Genomic DNA, 22,468 nt, shown 5'->3' with positions numbered 1-22,468 from the left:
AATGACGATTTATCACCTTAGCACAGAATGTTATCCCGTTGCCAAAGTCGGAGGACTGGCAGATGTTGTCGGAGCTCTGCCGAAGTACCAAAATAAAATAAAAGACGTCAATGCAAAAGTTGTAATGCCTTGGTATAACAAGTCTTTTGTCTATGATCACCATTTTGAAGTGGTTTTTGACGGGTTTATTCATCAGGGGCAAAATATGCTGCAGGTGCAGGTTATGAAAGAAAAATCCGACACTTTGGGGTTCGAATTGTTTATGGTGAAAATTCCCGGACTTTTAGATCGCGAAAATCCTTACGGATATCAGGACGAAAGTTTTCAGTTTTTAGCATTTCAGCATGGTGTTCTGCACTGGCTGTCTGCCATGCAGATCCGCCCGGATGTTCTGCACTGTCATGATTATCATACCGGTCTGGTTCCCTTTATGGTAGAACACTGTCCGGAATTTCAGTTTTTGAAAGGAACAAAAACAATAGGAACGATTCATAATGGTGAATATCAGGGAATGATGCCTTGGGATATGGTACATTTTATGCCCGCATTTGACCATTATAAATGGGGACTGCTGGATTGGAATGGACTTATTAACCCATTAGCAAGTATGATCAAATGTTCACACGCTTTCACAACAGTTTCTGAAGGGTATCTTGAAGAACTTTTTGTGAGTTTCAGAGGTTTGGAGAGCCTGGTGAGGGATGAATTTGGAAAGGCGTACGGTATTATCAATGGCATAGATACTGACGTCTGGAATCCTGAGACTGATCCTATGCTCGATTTTAACTTCAGTAAAAAGAATGTTCTGAAAATTAAAAACAAAAATAAACAGAAACTCTGCCGGGAATATGGTTTGAATCCCGATCTGCCTCTCTTTGCATTCATTGGAAGGTTTGCTACTGAGAAAGGTGCCGACTTATTGCCTGAAGTTATTTGGAAAAGTATCAGGCAGACACACGGAAATTTGAATATAATTGTTCTGGGATCAGGTAATTCTTATCTTGAAAATCAATTGAAAGAATTGAATTATGTGTATTCCAATTTTGCAACAGATATCGGATATAAAGAACATTTATCACACAAAATCTACGCTTCGGCAGATTTTTTGTTGATGCCTTCGAGGGTAGAGCCATGCGGTCTTAATCAGATGTATGCGATGAGATACGGAACAGTTCCTGTAGTGAGTTATACCGGTGGATTGAGAGATACGGTAAAAGATATCTCTACAGGTGGCTCAGGATTAAATTTTACGTATCCGGGTGTTGATGATGTTGTTCATTCGATGGTTCGTGGACTGGCCATTTACAATCAGAAAAAGGCAATGGAAGATTTAGTGATTTCCAACATGAATTTTGATTTTGCATGGGAAAAATCGGCAGAGAAATATATCGCTTTATATCAAAAATAATGATTGATAGGTTTCCCTGAAATAATTTTTCGGATAGATCGAGAATATAATTATACAATTTAAAAAATAGAATACTAATAATAGATAAATCACAAATTAATTTATGAATCCAGATGTTATTTCAATCGTTTTGGGGGGAGGCAGAGGTACAAGGCTTTTTCCATTAACTTATTCAAGATCAAAACCGGCTGTTCCTATCGCAGGAAAATACAGATTAGTAGATATTCCTATTTCAAACTGTTTAAATTCAGGACTGAATAAAATTCTTGTATTAACGCAGTTTAATTCAGCTTCATTGAATGCACATATCAAAAATTCATACCATTTTGATATATTCAGTAAAGGATTTGTAGATATTTTAGCAGCTGAGCAGAATGTAGAAAATGACAGTTGGTTTCAGGGAACCGCCGATGCTGTCCGTCAGTCAATGAAACATTTGGAAAAATATGATTATGAATATATTTTGATTCTTTCAGGAGATCAGTTATATCAGATGGATTTTAATGCCATGCTTGATTTCCACATAGAAAAAGGAGGGGATGTTACTATTGCCACTATTCCTGTCAATGCTAAAGACGCTACAGGTTTCGGAATTTTAAAATCAGATGATCAGGGAAATATTACTTCTTTTATTGAAAAACCGGGTTATGAAATTTTAGACGGTCTGCAGTCAGAAGTATCTGATCAGAACAAAGTCTCAGGGAAAGAATACTTAGCCTCTATGGGAATCTATATTTTCACCAAATCCATTTTAAAGAAGATGTTTGAAGATGGTGCAGGTGATGATTTTGGTAAAGATATTATTCCAAGCTCAATAGGAAAATACAATACTCTGAGCTATCAATATGAAGGATATTGGACCGACATCGGAACGATAGAATCTTTTTACGAGGCTAATCTTGATCTCTGTCAGGATTTTCCACAGTTTAATCTGTTTTCATCTTCACCTATTTTTACAAGAGCGAGAATGCTTCCGCCATCAAAAATCAACGGATCTTATGTAAGCAAAGCAGTTTTTGGGGATGGATGTATCATTTTAGCAGATAAAGTTGAAAATTCCGTCATCGGGCACCGAACAAGGATTGATAAGGGAAGTACAATTGTTAATTCTTATGTTATGGGTGCTGATTTTTATCAGAATACAAAAGAGATAGTGCATAATGACAGTCAGGGACATCCGAATATGGGAATTGGAAAATACTGTTATATAGAAAGAGCAATTCTGGATAAGAACTGTTATATTGGTGACAATGTCAGAATTATTGGAGGAAAGCATCTCAATGACGGAGATTATGGAACTTATTCTGTGCAGGATGGAATTGTTGTTGTAAAGAAGGGTGCCGTTTTACAGCCGGGAACTCATATTGGATAATAATTCAAATTACATAAAATTGGAGTGATCAATATATTGGTCACTTTTTTTATTTGTATTACTTTTGTGCAATGCGTTTTTTCAAAATCATAGGATTAATTATTGTTTTACTTGTGGGAGCATATGCCGCCTCCATGTATTATCTGGTAGATGAAAGTAAAAATTTTACTGTCGAAAAAGAAATTGATTATCCATTGGATAAAGTCTTTAACCAGTTTAATAACCTGCAGCATTTTACGAGATGGAATAATTTTTTTACTAATTCGAAAACAATTACCATTGACTATTATACGCCTTATGAAGGGCAGGGAAGTGCAATCAGCTATAACGATCCAAAAAGTGAAGACGGAGGCGAAATGTTTATCCGTTATGAAAATCCGGGTAAAACTTTGAGGTATCAGCTCTTTGAAGATGAAGATGAAAATCCGACTGTAATTAATGTTAAATTTAAAGCAGTCTCACAGGTAAAAACAAAAATTACCTGGGTGGTGCAGACTCCGAAATTGTCGGTCTTAACGAGAGCGCAGAACTTCTGGACTGAAGATAAATTCACTGATAATATTGATAAGAGTATGGTGAATCTAAAAAATGTGCTTGGGAATAAGGTTTCAAAAGACAATCAGATGGCTTCCATAAAATACGACAGCCTGATGATCGAAAAGGAAGAAGCAAGAATGCTTCTGGGAATCAGTGTAAGTGCTTCCAACAAAAAAGATGCATTGTACAGGAATATCGTAATGAATTACAATAAAATCTACAATTTTATTACTATGGATCTGGGCAAAAAAGAAGACGAATTTGGTTATCCGATTCTTATTACTGATGCTGATAACTTTAAAGATAATGAAGTTTCCTACTATTTTGGGATTCCACTTTCCAAAAAATTCGGAGTTAATGACAATAATTTCAGTTTCAGATCAGTGAGTCCTACTCAAAATTATGTGATTTATTATAAAGGGTCTTACGCCGGAAGGGTGAAAGCAATTCAGCAGCTGATTAAAAGAGCCAAAACAGACGAAATGAGGTTTGGCGATATTTATCAGACTTTCATAGAACAGCCATTGGAAAATCAGGATGTGAATATGAAGCTTTCCCTATCTGTTTATAAATAAATTTAATATAAAAAATTCCTTTAAGTTTTTTTTAATAGTCTGAGCCTGTCCCAAGTCGGTTTTTTTTATTAAATTTGAAGATTAATACGACTAACAAAATTTAATAAATAGACCAACTGTAATAATGGACAGATTTTCATTCCTAAACGCAGCTCATTCTCAGTTAATTGAGGATTTATACCAACAGTATTTAAAATTCCCGGACTCTTTGGAACCATCATGGAAAGCCTTTTTTCAAGGCTTTGATTTTGCGTTGGAGAACTACAGTGATGACGACAGCACACAGATTGTACAGGCTTCTGTAAACTCTGTTCCTGCTGTTCAGCAAATTTCCCAGGCAGCTGCCAATGGTGAAGTTCCTGAGCACATCAAAAAAGAATTTAAGGTAGTAAATCTGATCGAAGCTTACAGAACGAGAGGCCATTTGTTTACAAAAACCAATCCTGTCCGTGAAAGAAGGCATTATACGCCAACCCTGGATATAGAAAATTTTGGTCTTGACCAATCTGATCTGAATACAAAATTCAACTGTGCTGTTGAAACAGGCATGAAAGGTCCTGCGACATTACAGGAACTGATCAGACACCTTGAGAATATTTACTGCGATTCAATTGGTGTAGAATATACGTACATCAATAATGTTGAAGAAAAAGAATTTATCAAGCAGTGGCTTCAGGTGAATGAAAACCATCCTAATTTATCCGCTAACGAAAAAACTGAGATTTTACTTAAACTGAATCAGGCAGTAGCTTTTGAAAACTATCTTCACACTAAATTTGTCGGTCAGAAAAGATTTTCACTTGAAGGAGGAGAGTCTCTTATTCCTGCACTTGATCAACTGATCTCAAGATCTTCCCAGCTGGGAGTTGATGAAGTTGTTTTGGGAATGGCTCACAGAGGAAGACTGAATGTTTTAACCAATATTTTCGGGAAATCTTACAAACAGATTTTCTCGGAATTTGAAGGAAAAGAATTTGAGGAAGATGTATTTTCAGGCGACGTAAAATATCACCTGGGTTCATCAAAAAAAATAAAAACGGCATCGGGTGAGGAAGTATCAATCAATCTGACTCCAAACCCCTCACATTTAGAAACTGTTGCTGCTTTGGTAGAAGGGATCTGCCGTGCTAAAGTAGATGACCGGTATAAGGGAGATTACTCCAAAATTTTACCGATTGTCATCCATGGTGATGGTGCTCTTGCTGGTCAGGGTATTGCTTATGAAGTTGCCCAGATGATGACTCTTGAAGGGTACAAGACAGGGGGAACTGTTCATATTGTTGTGAATAACCAGGTTTCATTTACCACGAATTACATGGATGCAAGATCTTCTACGTACTGTACAGATATTGCAAAAGTAACAGAATCTCCGGTAATGCACGTAAATGCTGATGACGCAGAAGCTGTTGTTCATGCTATTCATTTTGCAGCTGATTTCAGAGCCAAATTTGGCAAAGATGTATATATTGATTTATTGGGATATAGAAAATATGGACACAATGAAGGGGATGAGCCTAGATTTACGCAACCCAATTTGTATAAACTAATCTCGAAGCATCCCAATCCAAGAGAAATTTATAAAGATCAACTGTTAAAAGACAGCATTACTTCAAATGATGTAATTGCAAAAATGGAAACAGAATTCAAAGCACTTTTAGATAAAGACTTTGATGCTTCGAAGGAGATCGAAAAAAATGTGATGGATATTTTCATGGCAGACGACTGGACTAATTTTCCTATAGCAAGAAGAGGAGCTGTTCAGGAAGCAGTGGATACAGGCTACGATCTAACCAAATTGAAAGAATTGGCAGTCAAAATGTCAACACTTCCTGCGGATAAAAAATTTCTGAATAAAATTACCAGACTTTTTGAAAACAGATTGAAAGCTATCGAAGGCAATTCTTTAGACTGGGCTCTAGGAGAGTGGCTTGCCTATGCAACGCTTCTTGTTGAAGGTCACAACATCAGAATCTCCGGTGAAGATGTAGAAAGAGGTACGTTCTCTCACAGGCATGCAGTTGTAAAAACTGAAGATACAGAGGAAGAATATGTTCCTTTAAAAGAAGTTTCGGAAAGCAGGTTTGATGTTTTCAATTCTCATCTTTCTGAATATGGAGTTTTAGGCTTTGATTATGGATATGCAATGGCATCTCCCAACACTTTAACTATCTGGGAAGCGCAGTTCGGAGATTTCGTCAACGGAGCTCAGATTATTGTTGATCAGTATCTGGCAGCTGCTGAAGAAAAATGGAAGATTCAGGATGGTTTGGTGATGTTGTTGCCTCACGGTTCAGAAGGGCAGGGAGCAGAACACTCTTCGGCCAGATTAGAAAGATTCCTTACGCTTTGTGCCAACGAAAATATGGTTGTGGCGAATATTACTTCCCCTGCCAACTATTTCCACCTGTTGAGAAGACAGTTGAAATGGTCATTCAGAAAGCCACTGATTGTGATGAGTCCAAAATCATTATTAAGACATCCGAAAGTTATTTCTCCATTGGAAGATTTTGCAAATAAAGGATTCCAGCCGATCTTAGATGATCCTACTGCAGATCCTCAGAAGGTTGAAAAATTGGTTTTATGTTCAGGAAAGTTATACTTCGAGTTACTGGCTAAAAAAGAAGAGCTGAATGCTGAAAATATTGCATTGGTAAGATTCGAGCAATTGTATCCGCTTCAAAATGATGCGATCGAAGCGGTTTTCGCTAAATATGAAAATAAAAAATCAATTATCTGGGCTCAGGAAGAACCTGAAAATATGGGAGCCTGGTCTTACATCTTAAGAAATTTCAGGGATACAGGAATACAGGTTATTTCTCCTGTGCCAAGTGGTGCTCCTGCCCCTGGAAGTCATAAAATGTTTGAGAAAAACCAAAACCTTGTTATTAACAGAGTTTTTGATACGGATGATGCTCCGGCAAAAAGACCTGTTACTGCTTAATTTTAAAATAATATTCAATTAAAAAAATAAAATATACTCAATATGTCAATTTTAGAAATGAAAGTTCCTTCACCGGGCGAATCAATTACAGAAGTTGAAATTGCAACTTGGCTTGTAAAAGATGGTGATTACGTAGAAAAGGATCAACCTATCGCTGAAGTAGATTCAGACAAAGCAACTCTTGAATTGCCTGCAGAACAAAGTGGAATCATTACTTTGAAAGCTGAAGAAGGTGATGTGGTACAGGTAGGTCAGGTAGTTTGTTTAATTGATGTAGATGCTGCTAAACCTGATGGTGGTGCTGCTCCTGCTGCCGAAGCTCCAAAAAAGGAGGAAGAAGCACCTAAGGCTGCCGAACCTGCAAAACAGGAAGCTCCAAAAGCCGCTCCTGCTCCTCCTCAGTCATATGCAACAGGTTCTCCATCTCCCGCTGCAAAGAAAATTCTTGACGAAAAAGGAATTGATGCTTCTCAGGTTTCAGGATCCGGCAGAGACGGAAGAATCTCTAAATCTGATGCTGAATTGGCTGCTGTTCCTGCAATGGGCGGAAGCTCTTTGACCGCTACAGGTGCAAGATCTACTACGACTACAAAACTTTCAGTTCTTAGGAGAAAAATTGCTCAGAGATTGGTTTCTGTTAAGAACGAAACTGCGATGTTAACGACTTTCAACGAAGTTGATATGTCTGAAATTTTCAGACTGAGAAAATTATATAAAGAAGAATTCGCTCAAAAACACGGAGTAGGACTTGGTTTCATGTCTTTCTTTACAAAAGCGGTTACAAGAGCATTACAGATGTATCCTGACGTGAATGCATCGATCGATGGAGATTTCAAAATAAACTATGATTTCTGTGATATTTCAATTGCCGTTTCAGGTCCTAAAGGATTAATGGTACCGGTATTGAGAAACGCTGAAAATATGTCTTTCAGCAGTGTTGAAGCAAATATCAAAGATCTGGCAATCAAAGTAAGAGACGGTAAAATTACTGTTGATGAAATGACAGGCGGTACTTTTACCATTACAAATGGCGGTACTTTCGGATCAATGTTGTCTACTCCGATTATCAATCCTCCGCAATCTGCAATCTTAGGGATGCATAATATTATCCAGAGACCGGTAGCAGTTGACGGACAGGTTGTCATCCGTCCGATGATGTATGTTGCCATGTCATATGATCACAGAATTATTGACGGTAAAGAATCAGTAGGATTTCTTGTTGCGGTAAAAGAAGGCATTGACAATCCTGTAGAAATCCTGTTGGGTGGAGACGAAAGAAAAGGTCTTGGATTATAATAATATTTTTTGTAATACCACATATCATCTCGCCTTCTGAAAAAGGCGAGATTTTTGTATCACACTACAAAACGAACAAAATGTTTTCAAAAATTACTTCGAATATTAAGGTATCTGTGATGCCGGAATATGACAGCAAAAATTCGTATCCATCTGAAAACCGATTTGTTTTTAAATACAATATCGTAATTGAAAATGAAGGGAATTTTCCTATTAAGATTCTAAAAAGAAAATGGCTTATATTCGATGTAGGGTTTGGTTTTACTGAGGTGGTAGGAGACGGTGTAATCGGCCTTACTCCTGACATACAGCCAAATGATCAATTTGCCTATTTTTCGAACGTAATGCTAAGATCCGGTGTCGGAAACATGAGCGGAATGTATTTGGTTAGAAATGAAGAAACACATGAGAATTTTGAAATTGATATTCCGAAATTTAATCTTCTTTCTGCTGTATTGATCAATTAAGATAGTTTCAGTTTGTCCAGTATTAAATCCAGATTTTATAAGTGCAATGGTCTGAATAGATTTTGGATAATGAGCAGATTATCATTCTATAATTTTTTCAGTTTGGTATGGAAATTTTCATTTACTTCTTCATTATTGGTAATAAATAACTTCTCAAAACCTAATAAAGCAATACGTGCACAAGCTTCTGCATCATCACCGGCTCTATGATGGTTAAATTTAATCTGATGGTGTTCTGCCAGATGTTTTAAACCATATTTCGGAAGATAATTCCATGATTTTTTTGCTACCTGAATGCTGCACAGATAATTTAGATTGGGCTTAAACATACCATAATAATCCAGGCAGCCTCTTAAAACTCCTGCATCAAAACTCGCATTATGCGCAATCATGAGCATGCCGTACATCATTTCCTGTGCCTCATACCAAATGTCATCAAAAGTCGGAGCGTCACGCACATCATTGGGTAAAATGCCGTGAACATCAATATTTCTCTGATTAAAATAAGGAAAGCTTGGAGGTTTGATCAGCCACGTTTTAGTAGAAATAATCTGTGAGTTTTCAACTACGCAGATTCCAAGTTCACAGGCGGAATGTCTTTCATGAGTAGCGGTTTCAAAATCAATTGCGCAAAAGTCCATTATAATGTTTTAGTAATTAAATCTTATGTATGAGTATATTGAGCTTTTTACTGTTTTTTGCTGATTAAAAAATGTTTGAAAATTAACCATTTGGTTTGATAGTATTTTTTAACAGGATGTTTTTGGCGAAGTTTCAGTGTTTCCGGTATTTGTGCATAGAAACCAAAATGTCCCTGTAACACTGCCCAAAGATGTGAAATTCCGTTTTTATATGCAAAATAAAAAGCAGCTGCACCATCAAAAATCATTCTTAAAAACAGCACCCACAATAAACTTGGGAAAGGGAGGTTTTTCAGCATCATTGTAAGATTGTTTCTTATGTTGAGAAATGTTTTTCGAGGACTCTGCTTATTTAAAGTTCCGCCGCCAACGTGATACACTGCGGATTTGCCTGTATAAAAAATTTTTCTCCCTGAATTTTTTAATCTCCAGCACAGGTCAATTTCCTCCTGGTGCGCAAAAAATCTGTCATCAAAACCGTTTTGAGCCCAATAATCATCATACCGGATAAAGAAACAGCATCCTGATGCCCAGAAAATTTCAGTTTCATCATTATACTGACCTAGATCTTTTTCTACATCATCAAAGACACGTCCCCTGCAATAAGGATATCCCAGATTATCAATTAGTCCACCTCCGGCTCCCGCATATTCAAAATGATCCTTATTGCTGTAAGATAGAATTTTCGGTTGAACTGCAGCAATCTGAGAGTCTCTTTCAAACAACAGCAATACAGGTTCTATCCAGTTTTCTGTAACTTCAACATCTGAGTTAAGCAGGCAGTAATAAGATGCATCAATTTTTCTTAAACCTTCATTGTATCCACCTGCAAAACCGTAATTTTTATCATTTTCAATAATTTTAACTTCAGGAAATTCTGATTTTAAAAAATCTACTGAATCATCGTCAGAAAAATTATCAATGACATAAATTTCAGCATTCTGAGAATGATCAATAACATTAGGAAGAAATTTTTCCAACCAGTTTTTTCCGTTCCAGTTGAGAATGACAATAGCTAAATTTTCGGACATTAATTTAAATTTTTTCAGAATCAAAAGTTTTGATTGAATCTTGGTATTTCCATTTTCTGTGTGACCAAAGATAATTATCAGGCCTCTTCTTAATCGTATTCTCTAATAACTGATGAAATCTTTTAACTACTTCATTCGCTGCAAATTTTTCACCCTCCGGCTCGATCTTGTGATAATTGATCTGGTAATGACCCCGTTTTACCTTTTTCATTTCTGAATAGATAAACACCAGATCCATTCTTGTTGCTAATTTGTCGTAGCCGATAAACGCAGGTGTCTTTTGATTAAGGAATTCCAGTCCGTAATTTACATGTGAAGAATGCGGGGTCTGATCCGCTACAAAAAGATATACAGAATTTCCGTCATTTTGGTTTCTGAAAATATTTAAAATGACTTCATTAGCTTCCAGTGCGTGATTACCAAATTTACTCCGCACTTTTTTCATCTGCTTTTCCCAAAAATCACTGTTAACTTTTCTGTATACAGGATGGCAGTTCATCTGTGGAATAATCGTCGCGAGGGCATTCATCCACTCCCAATTGAAAACATGACCTGCTAGCAGGATAATGTTCTTTCCTTCCTCTTTGGCTTCTTGAAAAAGGTGCTGGTTGATATGTTGCATTCTCACTCTCGTCTCCGTTTTTGACATAGTAAATGACTTTACTGTTTCGGCAAGATAATCTGAAAAATTCAGATAAAATTTTTTTCTTATTTCAGCAATTTCTTCTGCTGACTTTTCGGGAAATGAGTTTTTAAGATTTTGAGTAATGATATTTTTCCGGTACCCTACAAAATAGTAGTTTAGAAAGAAGATGATGTCCGAAAAAATATATAATATTCTCAGCGGCATTTTTGAAATGAGGTAAAGTATTTTTATCAGAAAATTCATAAAGTCTACAAATTTAGCAATAATAAAATTATGGTTTCATTTTTGCTGACACTAAGTATTATTTTTTTAATTTTATCTCATGAAAAAAACATCAAAAATCATAGCTGCCTTTGCTTTTCTTACCCTGGGAAGTTTAGTATTTGGTCAGAATATAAAGGAAATCCCAAAAACAAATGATTCCGGGAATAAAGTTCTGACAGCAACGGCAGAACAGACTGCAGAACAGGAAGCAAAGAAGAAAGCGGCATTGGCTGAAAAGGCGAAACTTCCAAAGCCATATGATGCCAAAACTGACGCAGAAAAAGATATAGAAAATTTAGTGTTGAAAGCGAAGAGAGAAAAGAAAAACATTATGATTCAGGCAGGAGGGAATTGGTGCATCTGGTGTTTAAGGTTTAATCAATACGTGCAGACCACTCCTGAATTAAAAAAACTGGTTGATGATAATTATCTGTACTATCACCTGAATTATTCTCCCGAAAATAAAAACGAAAAAACATTTTCCAAGTACGGAAATCCCGGAGATAAATATGGGTATCCCGTATTTATTGTGTTGGATCAGAACGGGAAAATGATTCATATACAGCAGAGTGATGTATTGGAAGAAGGAAAAGGATACAGTCTTGAGAAAGTAAAATCATTTTTTAAAGAATGGAGTGTAAAATCATAAGTTAAGCCGGGAGTAATCCCGGTTTTTTTATGAAAATTATCAAAGTTTTACAGAGGGTATAAAACTGGTATACTGATTATTTCTGATTCAGTATACTATTGAAGGACATTCTACCTGCCTATCGAGGTTGGCAGAACTTCGTTTCAATTTACTATGTTTAATCGTTTTTTCAGACCTTTTAGCGATTGTCTGTGATATTGTTCACATTATTTAATTTTAATCAAGCAGCAATTCCTTAAAAGAACATATAGATATCAATCATAAAAAAACCACTTCAAATTTGAAGTGGTTTATATATTTTGAGAAAATTCTCAGGATGTCTTAAGCTTCTTCAGCAGGAGTTTCCTCAACTTTAGCTTTTGGAGCTGGTTTTGGAGCTGCAGGAGCTGGCGGAGCATCTGATACAATATCGAATTCGAAGTTATATTCAACGTTTCTGTGCAATCTGATGATTGACGTTACTTTACCAGTTCTCTTAATTGAATTTCCTGGGATTTTGATATATTTCTTCTCAACCTGTACACCAGCTTTTGCTAATGCTGCAGAAAGGTCTGCGTTGTTGATTGATCCGAATAATTTGTCTCCTGAACCTACTTTTGCAGGAATAGTGATAGAAGTTTTTTTCAATTGATCAACTACCGCATTGGCAGCAGCAACTAATTTTGCTTCTTCTTCTTTTCTTGCTTCCAAAGTAGCTTCTAAAGTAGCTTTGTTTTTTGGTGTAGCTAAAAGAGCGATTCCCTGAGGTAGCAAAAAGTTTCTTGCGTAACCTGGTTTTACATTTACTGTATCGAATTCAAGACCTAAATTTTCTACGTCTTTTTTAAGGATAATTTCCATTGTTGTTGTCCGTTTTAGAGTTCAGAGTTCCTGTTTTTTGGTTTCTCTTTACTTCGTTAGAATTTAATATTAATTCAGCAACAAGTTTTTACTTGTTTCTTTTGCCTGTAAAGGCTTCTTACTTTAATAAGTCAGCTACGTAAGGCATCATGGCAAGGTGTCTTGCTCTTTTGATAGCCGAAGAAACTTTTCTCTGGTATTTTAAAGAAGTACCTGTGTATCTTCTAGGTAAAATTTTACCTTGTTCGTTAACGAACTGTAATAAGAAATCAGCATCTTTATAATCTACGTGCTTAATTCCGAATTTTTTGAATCTACAGTACTTTTTATCAGTTTTAGTATTGATATCAAGTGGAGTAAGGAATTTTACTTCAGATTCACCTCCAGCAGAGGCTTGTTTAGCCATATCATCTATTGCCATGTCTTTGTCTTTTTGTTTGGGTTAATAATTAAGCTCTTGAAGCTTTAAGTTTAGTTCTTCTAGTTACAGCATACTCTACAGCATGCTTGTCTAGTTTTGTAGTAAGGTAACGAATTACTCTTTCGTCACGTTTGAATGCCAATTCTAAGTCAGCAACTACAGTTCCTTCACCTTTAAATTCGATTAAAGTGTAGAATCCATTCTTTTTAAGTTGAATAGGATAAGCTAATTTCTTTAATCCCCAGTTCTCTCTAGTGACAATTTCACAGTTTTTTTCTTTGATAAGATCTTCAAATTTTTTCACTGCTTCCTCCACCTGAGCATCAGATAGAACGGGAGTTAAAATGAAAACAGTTTCGTAATTGTTCATAATGTAAATGAATTTGTTAATTATTTCGAGGTGCAAAAATATGAATTATATTTATAATACACAATAAACCGAAGATGATATGTCAAAATTAATCAATAATATCTCCAAAATATGTGGATTAGGCTCTTGTTCGTTTGAAATCTCATTTTTACAGTGGGAATTGATTAGAAATTAGAATTTCGGATAACCAAGCTTACAAAATTTTTTAATCAATATTTTAATCTTCATTATTTCTTATTTCCCTTAGAAAATTCATTTTTAGAACATCGTAAAGCGAATGTCTGCTGACCAGAATTGATGCGATCGAAGAAACCATTCCTGCAAGCATCAGGTGGAAAATCAGTGAATGCCTGTCTGTCATTTCCAAAACAATAATGGCTGAAGTAAACGGTGCTCTTGTAATTCCGGTAAGGAAGGCTACCATTCCTGCAAGAATGACGACATTCGTTTCGTTGGGGGTCAGATGGATGGCTCCGGAAATGACTGAGCCAATACTTGCACCTGCTGTTAGTGCAGGAGCAAAAATTCCGCCTGCACCGCCGGAAGTAAATGACAGGGCAGGACCCAACATTCTTAAAACCGGGACATACCAGTCTTCATGCTTATCCTGAGTAAACAGTACCCGCTCCATGATCTCTTTACCTGAGCCTAAAACCTCTCTGCTGATAAAAAAGGAGATGCATGCGATCAGTAAAGCACAGCCAACAAGAAATAAAACGTTGGCTTTATCAGTTTTTAATTTTCTTTTTTTCCAGTCATTCATCTTTAACATCGTTACGGAAAGCTGACTTGCAAAAATTCCTGCAACGCCACCCACCAGAATAATCGGGAACATCACCATCAAGGAAACATCATTGGTTTTTGGGTATCCTAAATAGAGATAGGAACCCGCTAGTGTCTGTGCTGTCAGACCTGCAATGATTACTGCTGTGAAAAGTGCTGTTTTAAAGTAATTGATGTGAGTTTTTGACAGTTCTTCAACGGCAAATACAATTCCTCCTAGAGGCGTATTGAACGCTGCTGCCAGTCCGGCAGCGGCTCCTGTCATAATCATATTTTTCTTCGAAATTTTCGGCCACCATTCCGGAAGATATTCATTGACTTTTCTGAATATGGAACCTGCAATCTGTATCGTAGGGCCTTCACGACCTACTGCACCTCCACCAATGACTAAGACAACGGATGAAATAATTTTAAAAACAATGATCTTTAGACTTAAAAGGCTTCGTATTTTTTTATGTTCCTTAGGATTTGCAAGTTCTACAGCTGCCATTACCTGTGGTATTCCGCTGCCTTTTGCGTAAGGGGCAAACTCTTTCACCAACCACCATGAAAGTACAAAACCAGCCGGTGCAATCAGAAAAATCATCCAGTCGTGCCAGTTGAGGATGAAGTGAAGCAGGTTTTCTCCCCATGCGAAAATCTTTGCGTACATCACGGCAAAAAATCCAGTGATCACTGAACCTATCCAAAAAGGGATCGCCTGAAGCAGATTATGTTTAAGCTGTTCATTCCGGATGTTGTCGAAAGATTTTTTTAACCCTTTTCTGAGGTAGATAAAAATTCTACGCATGTTTCAAATCTAAACTTTTTTTTATAAATATGAAAATTAGAAAACTTATTTTGATGATCAAATTCTGAAATTCATAATGATGGTTATTCTAAAACTGGGTAACCCAATGTAACAAAAAAACCTCCGAAAAAAATCGAAGGTTATATTTAAAATCAGTAGCAACAACATTACTCATTACCCATTACTTATTACCAATAGTTCATTACTTATATTTCCGTGTTCAAATCCCAGTTCTGAAGGTAGTCATGCACATGTTTCAGCATCATTCCACCTAAAGAACCGTCTACCACTCTGTGATCATATGAGTGAGACATGAACATCAACTGACGGATTGCGATAACATCACCATCCTTGGTTTCCAGAACTGCTGGTTTTTTGACAATAGCTCCGATGGCCATAATCGCAACCTGAGGCTGTGGAATAATAGGCGTTCCCATCAGGTTTCCAAAACTTCCTACGTTCGAGATCGTATAAGTAGCTCCCTGAGTGTCTTCAGGTCGTAATTTTTTATTTCTTGCTCTGTATGCCAGGTCATTGATTGCTTTTGCCAGTCCTGAAAGAGACAGCTGGTCTGCATTTTTAATTACCGGAACGATTAGATTTCCGTCTGGAAGAGCAGTGGCCATACCGATATTAATGTTTTTCTTTTTGATAATGTTGTCACCGTTGATAGAAACATTAATCATAGGGAAGTCTTGAATGGCTTTAACGATCGCTTTTACAAAAATAGGCATAAACGTCAGTTTTTCGCCTTCACGTTTTTCAAATAGATCCTTGTTTTTAGCTCTCCATTTCACAACATTGGTGACATCGGTCTCGATGAAAGAAGTAACGTGAGGGGCAATGTGCTTTGCCTTAACCATATTTTCTGCAATGATTTTTCTCATTCTGTCCATAGGAATGATTTCGTCACCGGCAGCTGTAGAAATTGTAGAAGCAGGTGCTGAAGTTACAGATGGTGCAGGTGTCGCTGCCTGAACCTGAGCAGCCGGCTGTTGAGTTGCCTGAGGCAGATTTCCCCGGTTAGCTACGTGGGATAAAATATCTTCTTTGGTAATTCTTCCTTCTAAACCGCTTCCTTTGATGGTTTTAAGCTCAGACTCATTTATATTTTCCTGTTGGGCAATAGATTTTACCAGAGGAGATAAATAAAGATCTCCCGAAAATTCTACGTGAGAAGTAGCTGTTGGGTTTAAAGGTTCTTCAATTGCTTTAATGGTTTCTGTATCCGGAGCTGATATTTCGCTTTTCACTTCTTCAGATGATGTACTTCCACCTTCTCCTTCAATTTCTAAAATAGCGATGGCTTCTCCTACTTTTGCAACTTCATCTTTCTGTTTAAGGATTTTTACAATTTTCCCCGAAACCGGTGTTGGTACATCCGAATCTACTTTGTCTGTTGCAATTTCTACTACCGAATCATCTTCTTTTACCTGATCGCCTTCATTGAATAACCAGGTGATTACTGTAGCTTCCATCACGCCTTCACCCATAGAAGGAAGCAATAATTTGTATTCTGCCATTTTCTAATTTTAGATTTTGACAAATATATAAAAAAAATCGGTTTTTTTATGAAATAGATAATTTTAGAAAAATTCGATGTAAATATTTTCACCGACATTCAGACCAAAAAGGGTTTTGGCACCATTCTTTTTACTTCCCTTGTAAATGGTAAGTTCCAGTTGCTGACTGTCATTGAAAATAGCCGCAGACTGTCCGTGGTATTCAGTTTCTCTGTCCCAGTCAGTTACAACCTCAGTATGACTTGAGTAGATTTTTGACAAACTCAAATTTCTGAACTTGATAGTGAATTTTTCGAAACCTTTCGCCAGGGTTTCAAAAAATTCTTTACTGATATTGGATATAATGTTTCCGAAATTATCAATGTACATCACTTCACCGATAATCATCTTTTCCGGTTCGTTATAAACAGGTTTTGGAAAAAGGAGTTGCTTGGCACTGTCTATTTTTCGTCCAATTACTTCGGGAAGACCACCTTTAGCCAAATGGACTGCTACAGGAACAAAAACATCGGTTGAAGTGAAATTGACGATATCATCAAATCTGTTATTAAGAGTGATCTCATAAATTGCTTCAGGTTTTATGTCAAAAAATATCAGACTCAGTAAACCGTTGTCGGCAGCGAGAAAATATGAACCGTCAGCTTTATATAAAATATTTTTTCTTGATTTATGAAAAAAACTGTCTACTGCTAAAATATGGATCGTACCTTTTGGAAAATACCGGTAAGCATTTCTTACAATATAAGACGTCTGAATAAGGTTATATGCTTGAATATCATGACTGATATCGATAGTGTTGACTTCATGATTCAATGACAGGATTTTCCCTTTCATAGCCGAAACTCTGTAATCTAAACGTCCAAAATCTGAGGTAAGGGTAATAATTGACATGAATAATCTGATAGAGGTGCAAATTTATCTAAAATAAAAGAAAAGAAATAAAGAATGTGGATAAGAATTTGATTTAATTCTGAAAAAAAACTTTTAAATTTAAAATCTAAATTATAAAAATATCTGCATGTTTGAATTAACGTACGATTTAGAGGGCATTGATGCGAAAAACTTTTACGGGGTCAATAACCAATATTTCAATTTAATAAAATCCAGCTTCCCGACACTTAAAATTACAGGAAGGGATCATCATATTTTTGCTATGGGCAATCAGGAAGCCCTTGATATATTCAAAATAAAACTGGATGACATCGTGTCGTTTATTTCAAAAAACAATTCAATAGGACTTAAAGACATTGAGAACTTTCTGAATCTAAAAGATGAGAATGAGAGACATCTTGTTTTTGATCAGGATATAATTGTAAAAGGAGTTAACGGGAAAATCATCAAAGCAAAAACAACTAATCTGAAAAGGCTGGTTAAAGAAACGGATAAAAAAGATATGGTTTTTGCCATTGGTCCTGCGGGAACAGGTAAAACATATACAAGTGTAGCTTTGGCTGCCAGAGCTTTGAGGGATAAAGAAGTTAAGAGAATTGTTTTGACAAGACCTGCAGTTGAGGCAGGGGAGAGCTTAGGGTTTTTACCCGGAGATCTGAAAGAAAAGCTTGATCCTTATTTACAGCCATTATATGATGCGCTTCGCGATATGATCCCACATGAAAAGCTGGAAGGCTTTATAGAAAAAAAAATTATTGAGGTAGCCCCGCTGGCATTTATGCGTGGAAGAACGCTTGATGATGCATTTGTTATTCTTGACGAAGCCCAGAATACCACTCATGCTCAGATGAAAATGTTTTTAACAAGGATGGGAATGAATGCTAAATTTATTATTACAGGAGATCCCACACAAATAGATCTGCCTCCTAAACAGCATTCAGGTTTAAAAGAAGCCATGAGAATTTTGAAAGATGTCAAGGAAATCGGTTTTGTGTATTTAACGGAAGAAGATGTGGTACGTCATCCTGTAGTGAAAAAAATTATTCTCGCATATAATGAAGAAGATAAAAAAGCAAGAGAATAATATAATAGTCCAGTTTTTTTTCATAAATGTTTAAAATTGTTTTGCCATTCCATGAGAAGTGATATATTTGGGGTCTTAAAATTTGTTAAAACTTTTAACTATGAAAAAATTACTACTGGTTGCTTCAGCAATTCTGACCGGAGTTGCTTTGAATGCTCAGGAAACCCGGTTTGGTGCAAAGGCGGGATATTCTATGTCGACTATCAAGTATAAGGATAATCAGAATGTCGAAAATACCGACCCCATGCATACCTTTTATGTTGGTGGTGTTGTAGAGCATAAACTGAGTGATACTTTTGGTATTCAGGGAGAAGTTCTCTATTCTCCGTTAGGAGGTAAGATCAGCGAAAGCGTTGAGGATCCGGATGATGTAGTGAACTATATTAAAGTACAGAATAAAACTACATTCGGAACTTTACTGATCCCGGTATCTGCAAAATATTTTATCTCAGAAAGTTTTTCAGTTTCTGCAGGTGCAAGCTTTGGGATTATCCTTTCAGCAAAAACCAAAACTGTTGCTGATCTTGGTTTAGGGCTGATTCCGGGTCTGGAAATTTCTGCTGACGATGAGAGAGATATTAAAAATGATATTAATACGTTGAATATTGCTCCTTTTTTAGGGGCAGAGTTCGCTCTTGAAAACGGACTTTTCTTCGACGCAAGATATAATTACGGGGTTTCTAACCTTGCTAAAGATTCTGAAGACGGAAAACTGACCAACAGCTTTTTACAGGTAGGAGTAGGTTTTAAATTCGGAGGAAACTAAATCAGAATAAGTTATAATTATATAGTAGCAGAACAATTTGTTCTGCTATTTTTTTATAATGTGGTACATGCGGCATTGTGTTTGCTTGTGATGTGAAATCATTATGTTAATAACAAAATTTTAATTAATTGAAAATGAAAAAATTATTGATACTAAGTGCATTTGTATTTTTCGGAGGAGCAGTACAGGCGCAGGAAGGTTTTAAACTGGGTGGACATATTGGCGCGCCGGTGGGTGATGCTGCAGATTACGCATCGTTTACTTTAGGGGTAGACGCAGCTTACATGTGGAATATCACCAAAGGATTAGATGTCGGTATTGCTACAGGATATTCACATTTTTTCGGTAAAGACAGATGGGAAGATTTTGGCTTCATTCCATTAGCTGCTTCAGGTAAATACAGGTTTAATGGTCTGCCTTTGTTTGTAGGTCTTGATCTTGGAGGTGCTATTTCTACGAAAAATGGGATTGACAGTGGTTTATATGTGTATCCAAAAGTTGGTTTTCAGTTACCGAAAGCTGAACTGTATTTAGGATATCAGAATATTGGCAGTGAGCGTGACTTCGACAGAGACAGAAGGATAGACTCTAATTTTGGAGCCATTAACTTAGGTGTTAATTTCTTTTTAAAGTAAAATATTTAAAATACAGGTCATATTGAACTCCAATTGAAAAATTGGAGTTTTTTTTTGAATATTGTTGAATTAAAAATATTTAATTCTCCTCTATGCGATTTTAGTCCGAAAAAGTCAATATCCATGGGTGATATTAATCATGTTAACAAATTTTAATATTGAATTGGGTCATTATACCTTTGCGCCAAGAAAGTATTAAAATTATTCAAAATGAAAAAATTACTAATTGCAAGTGCTGTGGCACTTTTCGGTTTATCAAACGCTCAGATTGCTAAAGGAACTGTATATTTATCAGGATCTGTTGGTTATTCTCAACAAGAAACTAATAACGGAAATTCTAAAGTAGAAAACTTTAACGTACTTCCTACAGCTGGATTTTTCGTAGCGCCAAACTTTGCAGTAGGTTTAGGAGTAGGTTTTCAAACTCAAAAAGATACTAATGTTACCACTACAGTATTTGGTCCTGCTTCAACGACAGTAAACACAAGAGAAGTTAAAAACCCTGCTTTTGTTGTGGCTCCTTTCGCAAGAAAATACTGGACTTTATCTGATAAATTGTATTTCTTCGGACAGTTAGCTGTACCAATGCAATTTGGAAAAACTCAAACTGAAAATTCTTCTGTGAGTACAACGACTACTGCAGCAGGAACAACCGTATCTTCTACTTCTGTTTCTTCAGAAGCTAAATATACTTCAGTAGGGGTAACAGTGAAACCAGGTTTAGATTATTTCTTAAACAAAAACTGGACAATCGAAGCTACTATCGGAGAATTTGGTTATAATAACTTCAAGCCAAAAGACGGTGATGCTACAAACAACTACAGCTTTGGTTTAAACCTTGCGAATGTTGGAATCGGTGTTAAATATGTATTTGCTAAGTAATTAGTCAAGCACATCACAATAATACAAAACCTGAGATTTTTCTCAGGTTTTTTTGTGCATTAAAAATGAAAAACTTAATTAAGAACATAAAAAAGCTCTCAGAAAATTCTGACAGCTGTATATTGAAAAGTTTGTCTTCAATTATTTTCCGAACATTCCACCCATTCCAGGCATATTCGGCATTTTGCTCATCATCTGCATCATTTGTTTTCCCTGTGGTCCCTGCATCATCTTCATCATTTTTCCCATTTGATCAAACTGTTTCATCAAAGCATTGACATCTTCAATTTTTCTTCCCGCTCCTTTTGCAATTCTGCTTTTTCTCTGCGTATTGATGATTGAAGGTCTTCTTCTTTCCTCAGGGGTCATTGAATAAATAATTGCTTCGATATGTTTAAATGCGTCATCGCTGATCTCAACATCTTTAATGGCTTTACCAACTCCGGGAATCATTCCCATTAAGTCCTTCATATTACCCATCTTTTTGATCTGGTTGATCTGCTTTAAGAAATCGTCAAAACCAAATTCATTCTTAGCAATTTTCTTGTGGAGTTTTTTAGCTTCCTCTTCATCAAATTGTTCCTGGGCTCTTTCTACCAAGGAAACAACATCTCCCATTCCCAGGATCCTGTCAGCCATCCTTTCAGGGTAAAAAAGATCAAGAGCTTCCATTTTTTCTCCTGTAGAGATAAATTTAATTGGTTTTTCAACAACGGAACGAATCGTTAAAGCCGCTCCACCACGGGTGTCACCATCTAACTTAGTTAAAACAACACCGTCAAAATTCAAGGCATCATTAAATGCTTTTGCCGTATTCACAGCATCCTGACCTGTCATTGAGTCAACCACAAATAAGGTTTCGTTCGGTTTAATGAAATAATGAACAGATTTAATTTCGTTCATCATCTGCTCATCAATCGCGAGACGTCCTGCGGTATCGACGATGACAACATCGTGACCGTTAGATTTTGCAAAATTAATTGCATTTTCCGCAATAGTAGAAGGATTGGTTGCACCGTCTTCTGTATAAACCGGAACACCGATCTGTCCGCCAAGAACTTTCAGCTGATCGATTGCAGCAGGACGGTAAACATCACAAGCAACCAATAAAGGTTTTTTATTCTTTTTAGTTTTTAAATAATGAGCAAGTTTTCCAGAAAAGGTAGTTTTACCGGAACCCTGAAGACCTGCGATCAAAATAACAGATGGTTTTCCCGAAAGATTGATTCCCTCCTGAGAACCTCCCATTAAATCTACCAATTGATCATGAACAATTTTAGTCATCAACTGTCCCGGAGTAAGTGATGTAAGAACGTTTTCACCTAATGCCTTATCCTGAACTCTTTTAGTAAGATCTTTGGCTACCTTATAATTAACGTCGGCATCTACCAATGCTCTACGGATCTCTTTTACGGTTTCCGCAACGTTGATTTCGGTAATTTTTCCACGTCCGGAAAGATTGTGAAGTGCTTTGTCTAACTTATCCTGTAAACTATTGAACATATTAATTGTAAATTATAGGGTGCAAAAATAAGGAATTTTTAATAATTTATCATATTTAGTATAAGGAGATTTATTTTAGATGTGAATTATAATCTTATTTTTGCAAAATGAATTTCTCAGACAGCATCATCGTCATATTTTTAATAGCCGTTC

At 36.4% G+C, this 22,468-nt stretch carries 21 protein-coding genes; 11 read left to right on the top strand and 10 right to left on the bottom strand.

Features of this window, described 5'->3' with window-relative positions:
• Position 1: 1 nt before the first annotated feature.
• The 6 genes from AC2A07_RS09685 (at position 2) to apaG (ending at position 8,596) form a co-directional block, all read left to right on the top strand.
• On the top strand, positions 2-1,408 hold the full coding sequence (locus AC2A07_RS09685) for a glycogen synthase (RefSeq protein WP_484050212.1): 1,407 nt from the start codon (positions 2-4) through the stop codon (positions 1,406-1,408).
• Between the two features lie 103 nt (positions 1,409-1,511).
• Positions 1,512-2,780, top strand: coding sequence for a glucose-1-phosphate adenylyltransferase (locus AC2A07_RS09680; RefSeq protein ID WP_484050211.1), 1,269 nt, complete (start codon positions 1,512-1,514; stop codon positions 2,778-2,780).
• A gap of 71 nt (positions 2,781-2,851) precedes the next feature.
• On the top strand, positions 2,852-3,892 hold the full coding sequence (locus AC2A07_RS09675; RefSeq protein ID WP_484050210.1) for an SRPBCC family protein: 1,041 nt from the start codon (positions 2,852-2,854) through the stop codon (positions 3,890-3,892).
• A 124-nt stretch (positions 3,893-4,016) separates the two neighbouring features.
• Positions 4,017-6,833, top strand: a complete 2,817-nt coding sequence (locus AC2A07_RS09670) for a 2-oxoglutarate dehydrogenase E1 component (RefSeq protein WP_484050209.1) — start codon at positions 4,017-4,019, stop codon at positions 6,831-6,833.
• A 42-nt stretch (positions 6,834-6,875) separates the two neighbouring features.
• Positions 6,876-8,129, top strand: coding sequence for a 2-oxoglutarate dehydrogenase complex dihydrolipoyllysine-residue succinyltransferase (gene odhB, locus AC2A07_RS09665; RefSeq protein ID WP_484050208.1), 1,254 nt, complete (start codon positions 6,876-6,878; stop codon positions 8,127-8,129).
• 80 nt (positions 8,130-8,209) lie between these two features.
• On the top strand, positions 8,210-8,596 hold the full coding sequence (gene apaG, locus AC2A07_RS09660) for a Co2+/Mg2+ efflux protein ApaG (protein WP_484050207.1): 387 nt from the start codon (positions 8,210-8,212) through the stop codon (positions 8,594-8,596).
• Between the two features lie 86 nt (positions 8,597-8,682).
• Here the strand turns inward: apaG and AC2A07_RS09655 are convergent, their stop codons facing one another.
• Genes AC2A07_RS09655 through AC2A07_RS09645 form a run of 3 tightly spaced genes read right to left on the bottom strand, consistent with a single transcriptional unit; the run spans position 8,683 to position 11,157 of the window.
• Complete coding sequence (locus AC2A07_RS09655; RefSeq protein WP_484050206.1) at positions 8,683-9,237, bottom strand: 3'-5' exonuclease; 555 nt, start codon at positions 9,235-9,237, stop codon at positions 8,683-8,685.
• A 47-nt stretch (positions 9,238-9,284) separates the two neighbouring features.
• Entirely contained in the window at positions 9,285-10,268 is a 984-nt protein-coding gene (locus AC2A07_RS09650) for a glycosyltransferase family 2 protein (RefSeq protein ID WP_484050205.1), read from the bottom strand.
• Between the two features lie 4 nt (positions 10,269-10,272).
• Positions 10,273-11,157, bottom strand: a complete 885-nt coding sequence (locus AC2A07_RS09645; RefSeq protein WP_314491426.1) for an LpxL/LpxP family acyltransferase — start codon at positions 11,155-11,157, stop codon at positions 10,273-10,275.
• 79 nt (positions 11,158-11,236) lie between these two features.
• On the opposite strand from AC2A07_RS09645, the gene AC2A07_RS09640 reads away from it, so the two are divergent.
• On the top strand, positions 11,237-11,827 hold the full coding sequence (locus AC2A07_RS09640; RefSeq protein ID WP_484050204.1) for a thioredoxin family protein: 591 nt from the start codon (positions 11,237-11,239) through the stop codon (positions 11,825-11,827).
• A 321-nt stretch (positions 11,828-12,148) separates the two neighbouring features.
• Here AC2A07_RS09640 and rplI read toward each other — a convergent pair whose 3' ends face one another.
• The 6 genes from rplI to AC2A07_RS09610 form a co-directional block, all read right to left on the bottom strand.
• Complete coding sequence (gene rplI, locus AC2A07_RS09635) at positions 12,149-12,667, bottom strand: 50S ribosomal protein L9 (protein ID WP_314491421.1); 519 nt, start codon at positions 12,665-12,667, stop codon at positions 12,149-12,151.
• 118 nt (positions 12,668-12,785) lie between these two features.
• Positions 12,786-13,088, bottom strand: coding sequence for a 30S ribosomal protein S18 (gene rpsR, locus AC2A07_RS09630; protein WP_034757623.1), 303 nt, complete (start codon positions 13,086-13,088; stop codon positions 12,786-12,788).
• A 28-nt stretch (positions 13,089-13,116) separates the two neighbouring features.
• On the bottom strand, positions 13,117-13,458 hold the full coding sequence (gene rpsF / locus AC2A07_RS09625) for a 30S ribosomal protein S6 (RefSeq protein WP_264750155.1): 342 nt from the start codon (positions 13,456-13,458) through the stop codon (positions 13,117-13,119).
• 217 nt (positions 13,459-13,675) lie between these two features.
• Positions 13,676-15,031 carry a chloride channel protein gene (locus AC2A07_RS09620; protein ID WP_484050203.1) on the bottom strand — a complete coding sequence of 452 codons (1,356 nt, stop codon included), beginning with the start codon at positions 15,029-15,031 and terminating at the stop codon, positions 13,676-13,678.
• Positions 15,032-15,237: 206 nt separating this feature from the next.
• On the bottom strand, positions 15,238-16,554 hold the full coding sequence (locus AC2A07_RS09615) for a dihydrolipoamide acetyltransferase family protein (protein WP_484050202.1): 1,317 nt from the start codon (positions 16,552-16,554) through the stop codon (positions 15,238-15,240).
• Between the two features lie 63 nt (positions 16,555-16,617).
• Positions 16,618-17,445: an SAM-dependent chlorinase/fluorinase gene (locus AC2A07_RS09610; protein ID WP_314491397.1), complete on the bottom strand. Its 828-nt coding sequence runs from the start codon at positions 17,443-17,445 to the stop codon at positions 16,618-16,620.
• Between the two features lie 127 nt (positions 17,446-17,572).
• Between AC2A07_RS09610 and AC2A07_RS09605 the strand changes: the two genes are divergently transcribed.
• The 4 genes from AC2A07_RS09605 (at position 17,573) to AC2A07_RS09590 (ending at position 20,812) form a co-directional block, all read left to right on the top strand.
• Positions 17,573-18,529 carry a PhoH family protein gene (locus AC2A07_RS09605; RefSeq protein ID WP_484050201.1) on the top strand — a complete coding sequence of 319 codons (957 nt, stop codon included), beginning with the start codon at positions 17,573-17,575 and terminating at the stop codon, positions 18,527-18,529.
• Positions 18,530-18,629: 100 nt separating this feature from the next.
• The gene (locus tag AC2A07_RS09600; RefSeq protein WP_484050200.1) at positions 18,630-19,295 is read left to right on the top strand and encodes a porin family protein; all 666 of its coding nucleotides are present in this window, start codon (positions 18,630-18,632) and stop codon (positions 19,293-19,295) included.
• Positions 19,296-19,429: 134 nt separating this feature from the next.
• Positions 19,430-19,930, top strand: coding sequence for a hypothetical protein (locus AC2A07_RS09595; RefSeq protein WP_484050199.1), 501 nt, complete (start codon positions 19,430-19,432; stop codon positions 19,928-19,930).
• Positions 19,931-20,140: 210 nt separating this feature from the next.
• The gene (locus AC2A07_RS09590) at positions 20,141-20,812 is read left to right on the top strand and encodes an outer membrane beta-barrel protein (RefSeq protein WP_314491385.1); all 672 of its coding nucleotides are present in this window, start codon (positions 20,141-20,143) and stop codon (positions 20,810-20,812) included.
• Positions 20,813-20,953: 141 nt separating this feature from the next.
• On the opposite strand, the gene ffh is transcribed toward AC2A07_RS09590, so the two are convergent.
• Positions 20,954-22,315, bottom strand: coding sequence for a signal recognition particle protein (ffh, locus tag AC2A07_RS09585; protein ID WP_484050198.1), 1,362 nt, complete (start codon positions 22,313-22,315; stop codon positions 20,954-20,956).
• Between the last annotated feature and the right edge of the window lie 153 nt (positions 22,316-22,468).

The organism is Chryseobacterium sp. HNCC26DJ238, from assembly GCF_057180465.1.
This window is presented reverse-complemented; position numbering and strand designations above follow the sequence as displayed.

Bases quoted from the DNA above. Each gene is read 5' to 3' on its own strand.
- rpsF (WP_264750155.1), bottom strand. From the start codon at position 13,458: ATGAACAATTACGAAACTGTTTTCATTTTAACTCCCGTTCTATCTGAT.
- AC2A07_RS09685 (WP_484050212.1), top strand. From the start codon at position 2: ATGACGATTTATCACCTTAGCACAGAATGTTATCCCGTTGCCAAAGTC.
- rplI (WP_314491421.1), bottom strand. From the start codon at position 12,667: ATGGAAATTATCCTTAAAAAAGACGTAGAAAATTTAGGTCTTGAATTC.
- AC2A07_RS09600 (WP_484050200.1), top strand. From the start codon at position 18,630: ATGAAAAAATTACTACTGGTTGCTTCAGCAATTCTGACCGGAGTTGCT.
- rpsR (WP_034757623.1), bottom strand. From the start codon at position 13,088: ATGGCAATAGATGATATGGCTAAACAAGCCTCTGCTGGAGGTGAATCT.
- odhB (WP_484050208.1), top strand. From the start codon at position 6,876: ATGTCAATTTTAGAAATGAAAGTTCCTTCACCGGGCGAATCAATTACA.
- AC2A07_RS09610 (WP_314491397.1), bottom strand. From the start codon at position 17,445: ATGTCAATTATTACCCTTACCTCAGATTTTGGACGTTTAGATTACAGA.
- AC2A07_RS09680 (WP_484050211.1), top strand. From the start codon at position 1,512: ATGAATCCAGATGTTATTTCAATCGTTTTGGGGGGAGGCAGAGGTACA.
- AC2A07_RS09650 (WP_484050205.1), bottom strand. From the start codon at position 10,268: ATGTCCGAAAATTTAGCTATTGTCATTCTCAACTGGAACGGAAAAAAC.
- AC2A07_RS09605 (WP_484050201.1), top strand. From the start codon at position 17,573: ATGTTTGAATTAACGTACGATTTAGAGGGCATTGATGCGAAAAACTTT.
- AC2A07_RS09675 (WP_484050210.1), top strand. From the start codon at position 2,852: ATGCGTTTTTTCAAAATCATAGGATTAATTATTGTTTTACTTGTGGGA.
- AC2A07_RS09640 (WP_484050204.1), top strand. From the start codon at position 11,237: ATGAAAAAAACATCAAAAATCATAGCTGCCTTTGCTTTTCTTACCCTG.
- AC2A07_RS09590 (WP_314491385.1), top strand. From the start codon at position 20,141: ATGAAAAAATTACTAATTGCAAGTGCTGTGGCACTTTTCGGTTTATCA.
- AC2A07_RS09655 (WP_484050206.1), bottom strand. From the start codon at position 9,237: ATGGACTTTTGCGCAATTGATTTTGAAACCGCTACTCATGAAAGACAT.
- AC2A07_RS09620 (WP_484050203.1), bottom strand. From the start codon at position 15,031: ATGCGTAGAATTTTTATCTACCTCAGAAAAGGGTTAAAAAAATCTTTC.
- AC2A07_RS09615 (WP_484050202.1), bottom strand. From the start codon at position 16,554: ATGGCAGAATACAAATTATTGCTTCCTTCTATGGGTGAAGGCGTGATG.
- AC2A07_RS09670 (WP_484050209.1), top strand. From the start codon at position 4,017: ATGGACAGATTTTCATTCCTAAACGCAGCTCATTCTCAGTTAATTGAG.
- AC2A07_RS09645 (WP_314491426.1), bottom strand. From the start codon at position 11,157: ATGAATTTTCTGATAAAAATACTTTACCTCATTTCAAAAATGCCGCTG.
- AC2A07_RS09595 (WP_484050199.1), top strand. From the start codon at position 19,430: ATGAAAAAATTATTGATACTAAGTGCATTTGTATTTTTCGGAGGAGCA.
- apaG (WP_484050207.1), top strand. From the start codon at position 8,210: ATGTTTTCAAAAATTACTTCGAATATTAAGGTATCTGTGATGCCGGAA.
- ffh (WP_484050198.1), bottom strand. From the start codon at position 22,315: ATGTTCAATAGTTTACAGGATAAGTTAGACAAAGCACTTCACAATCTT.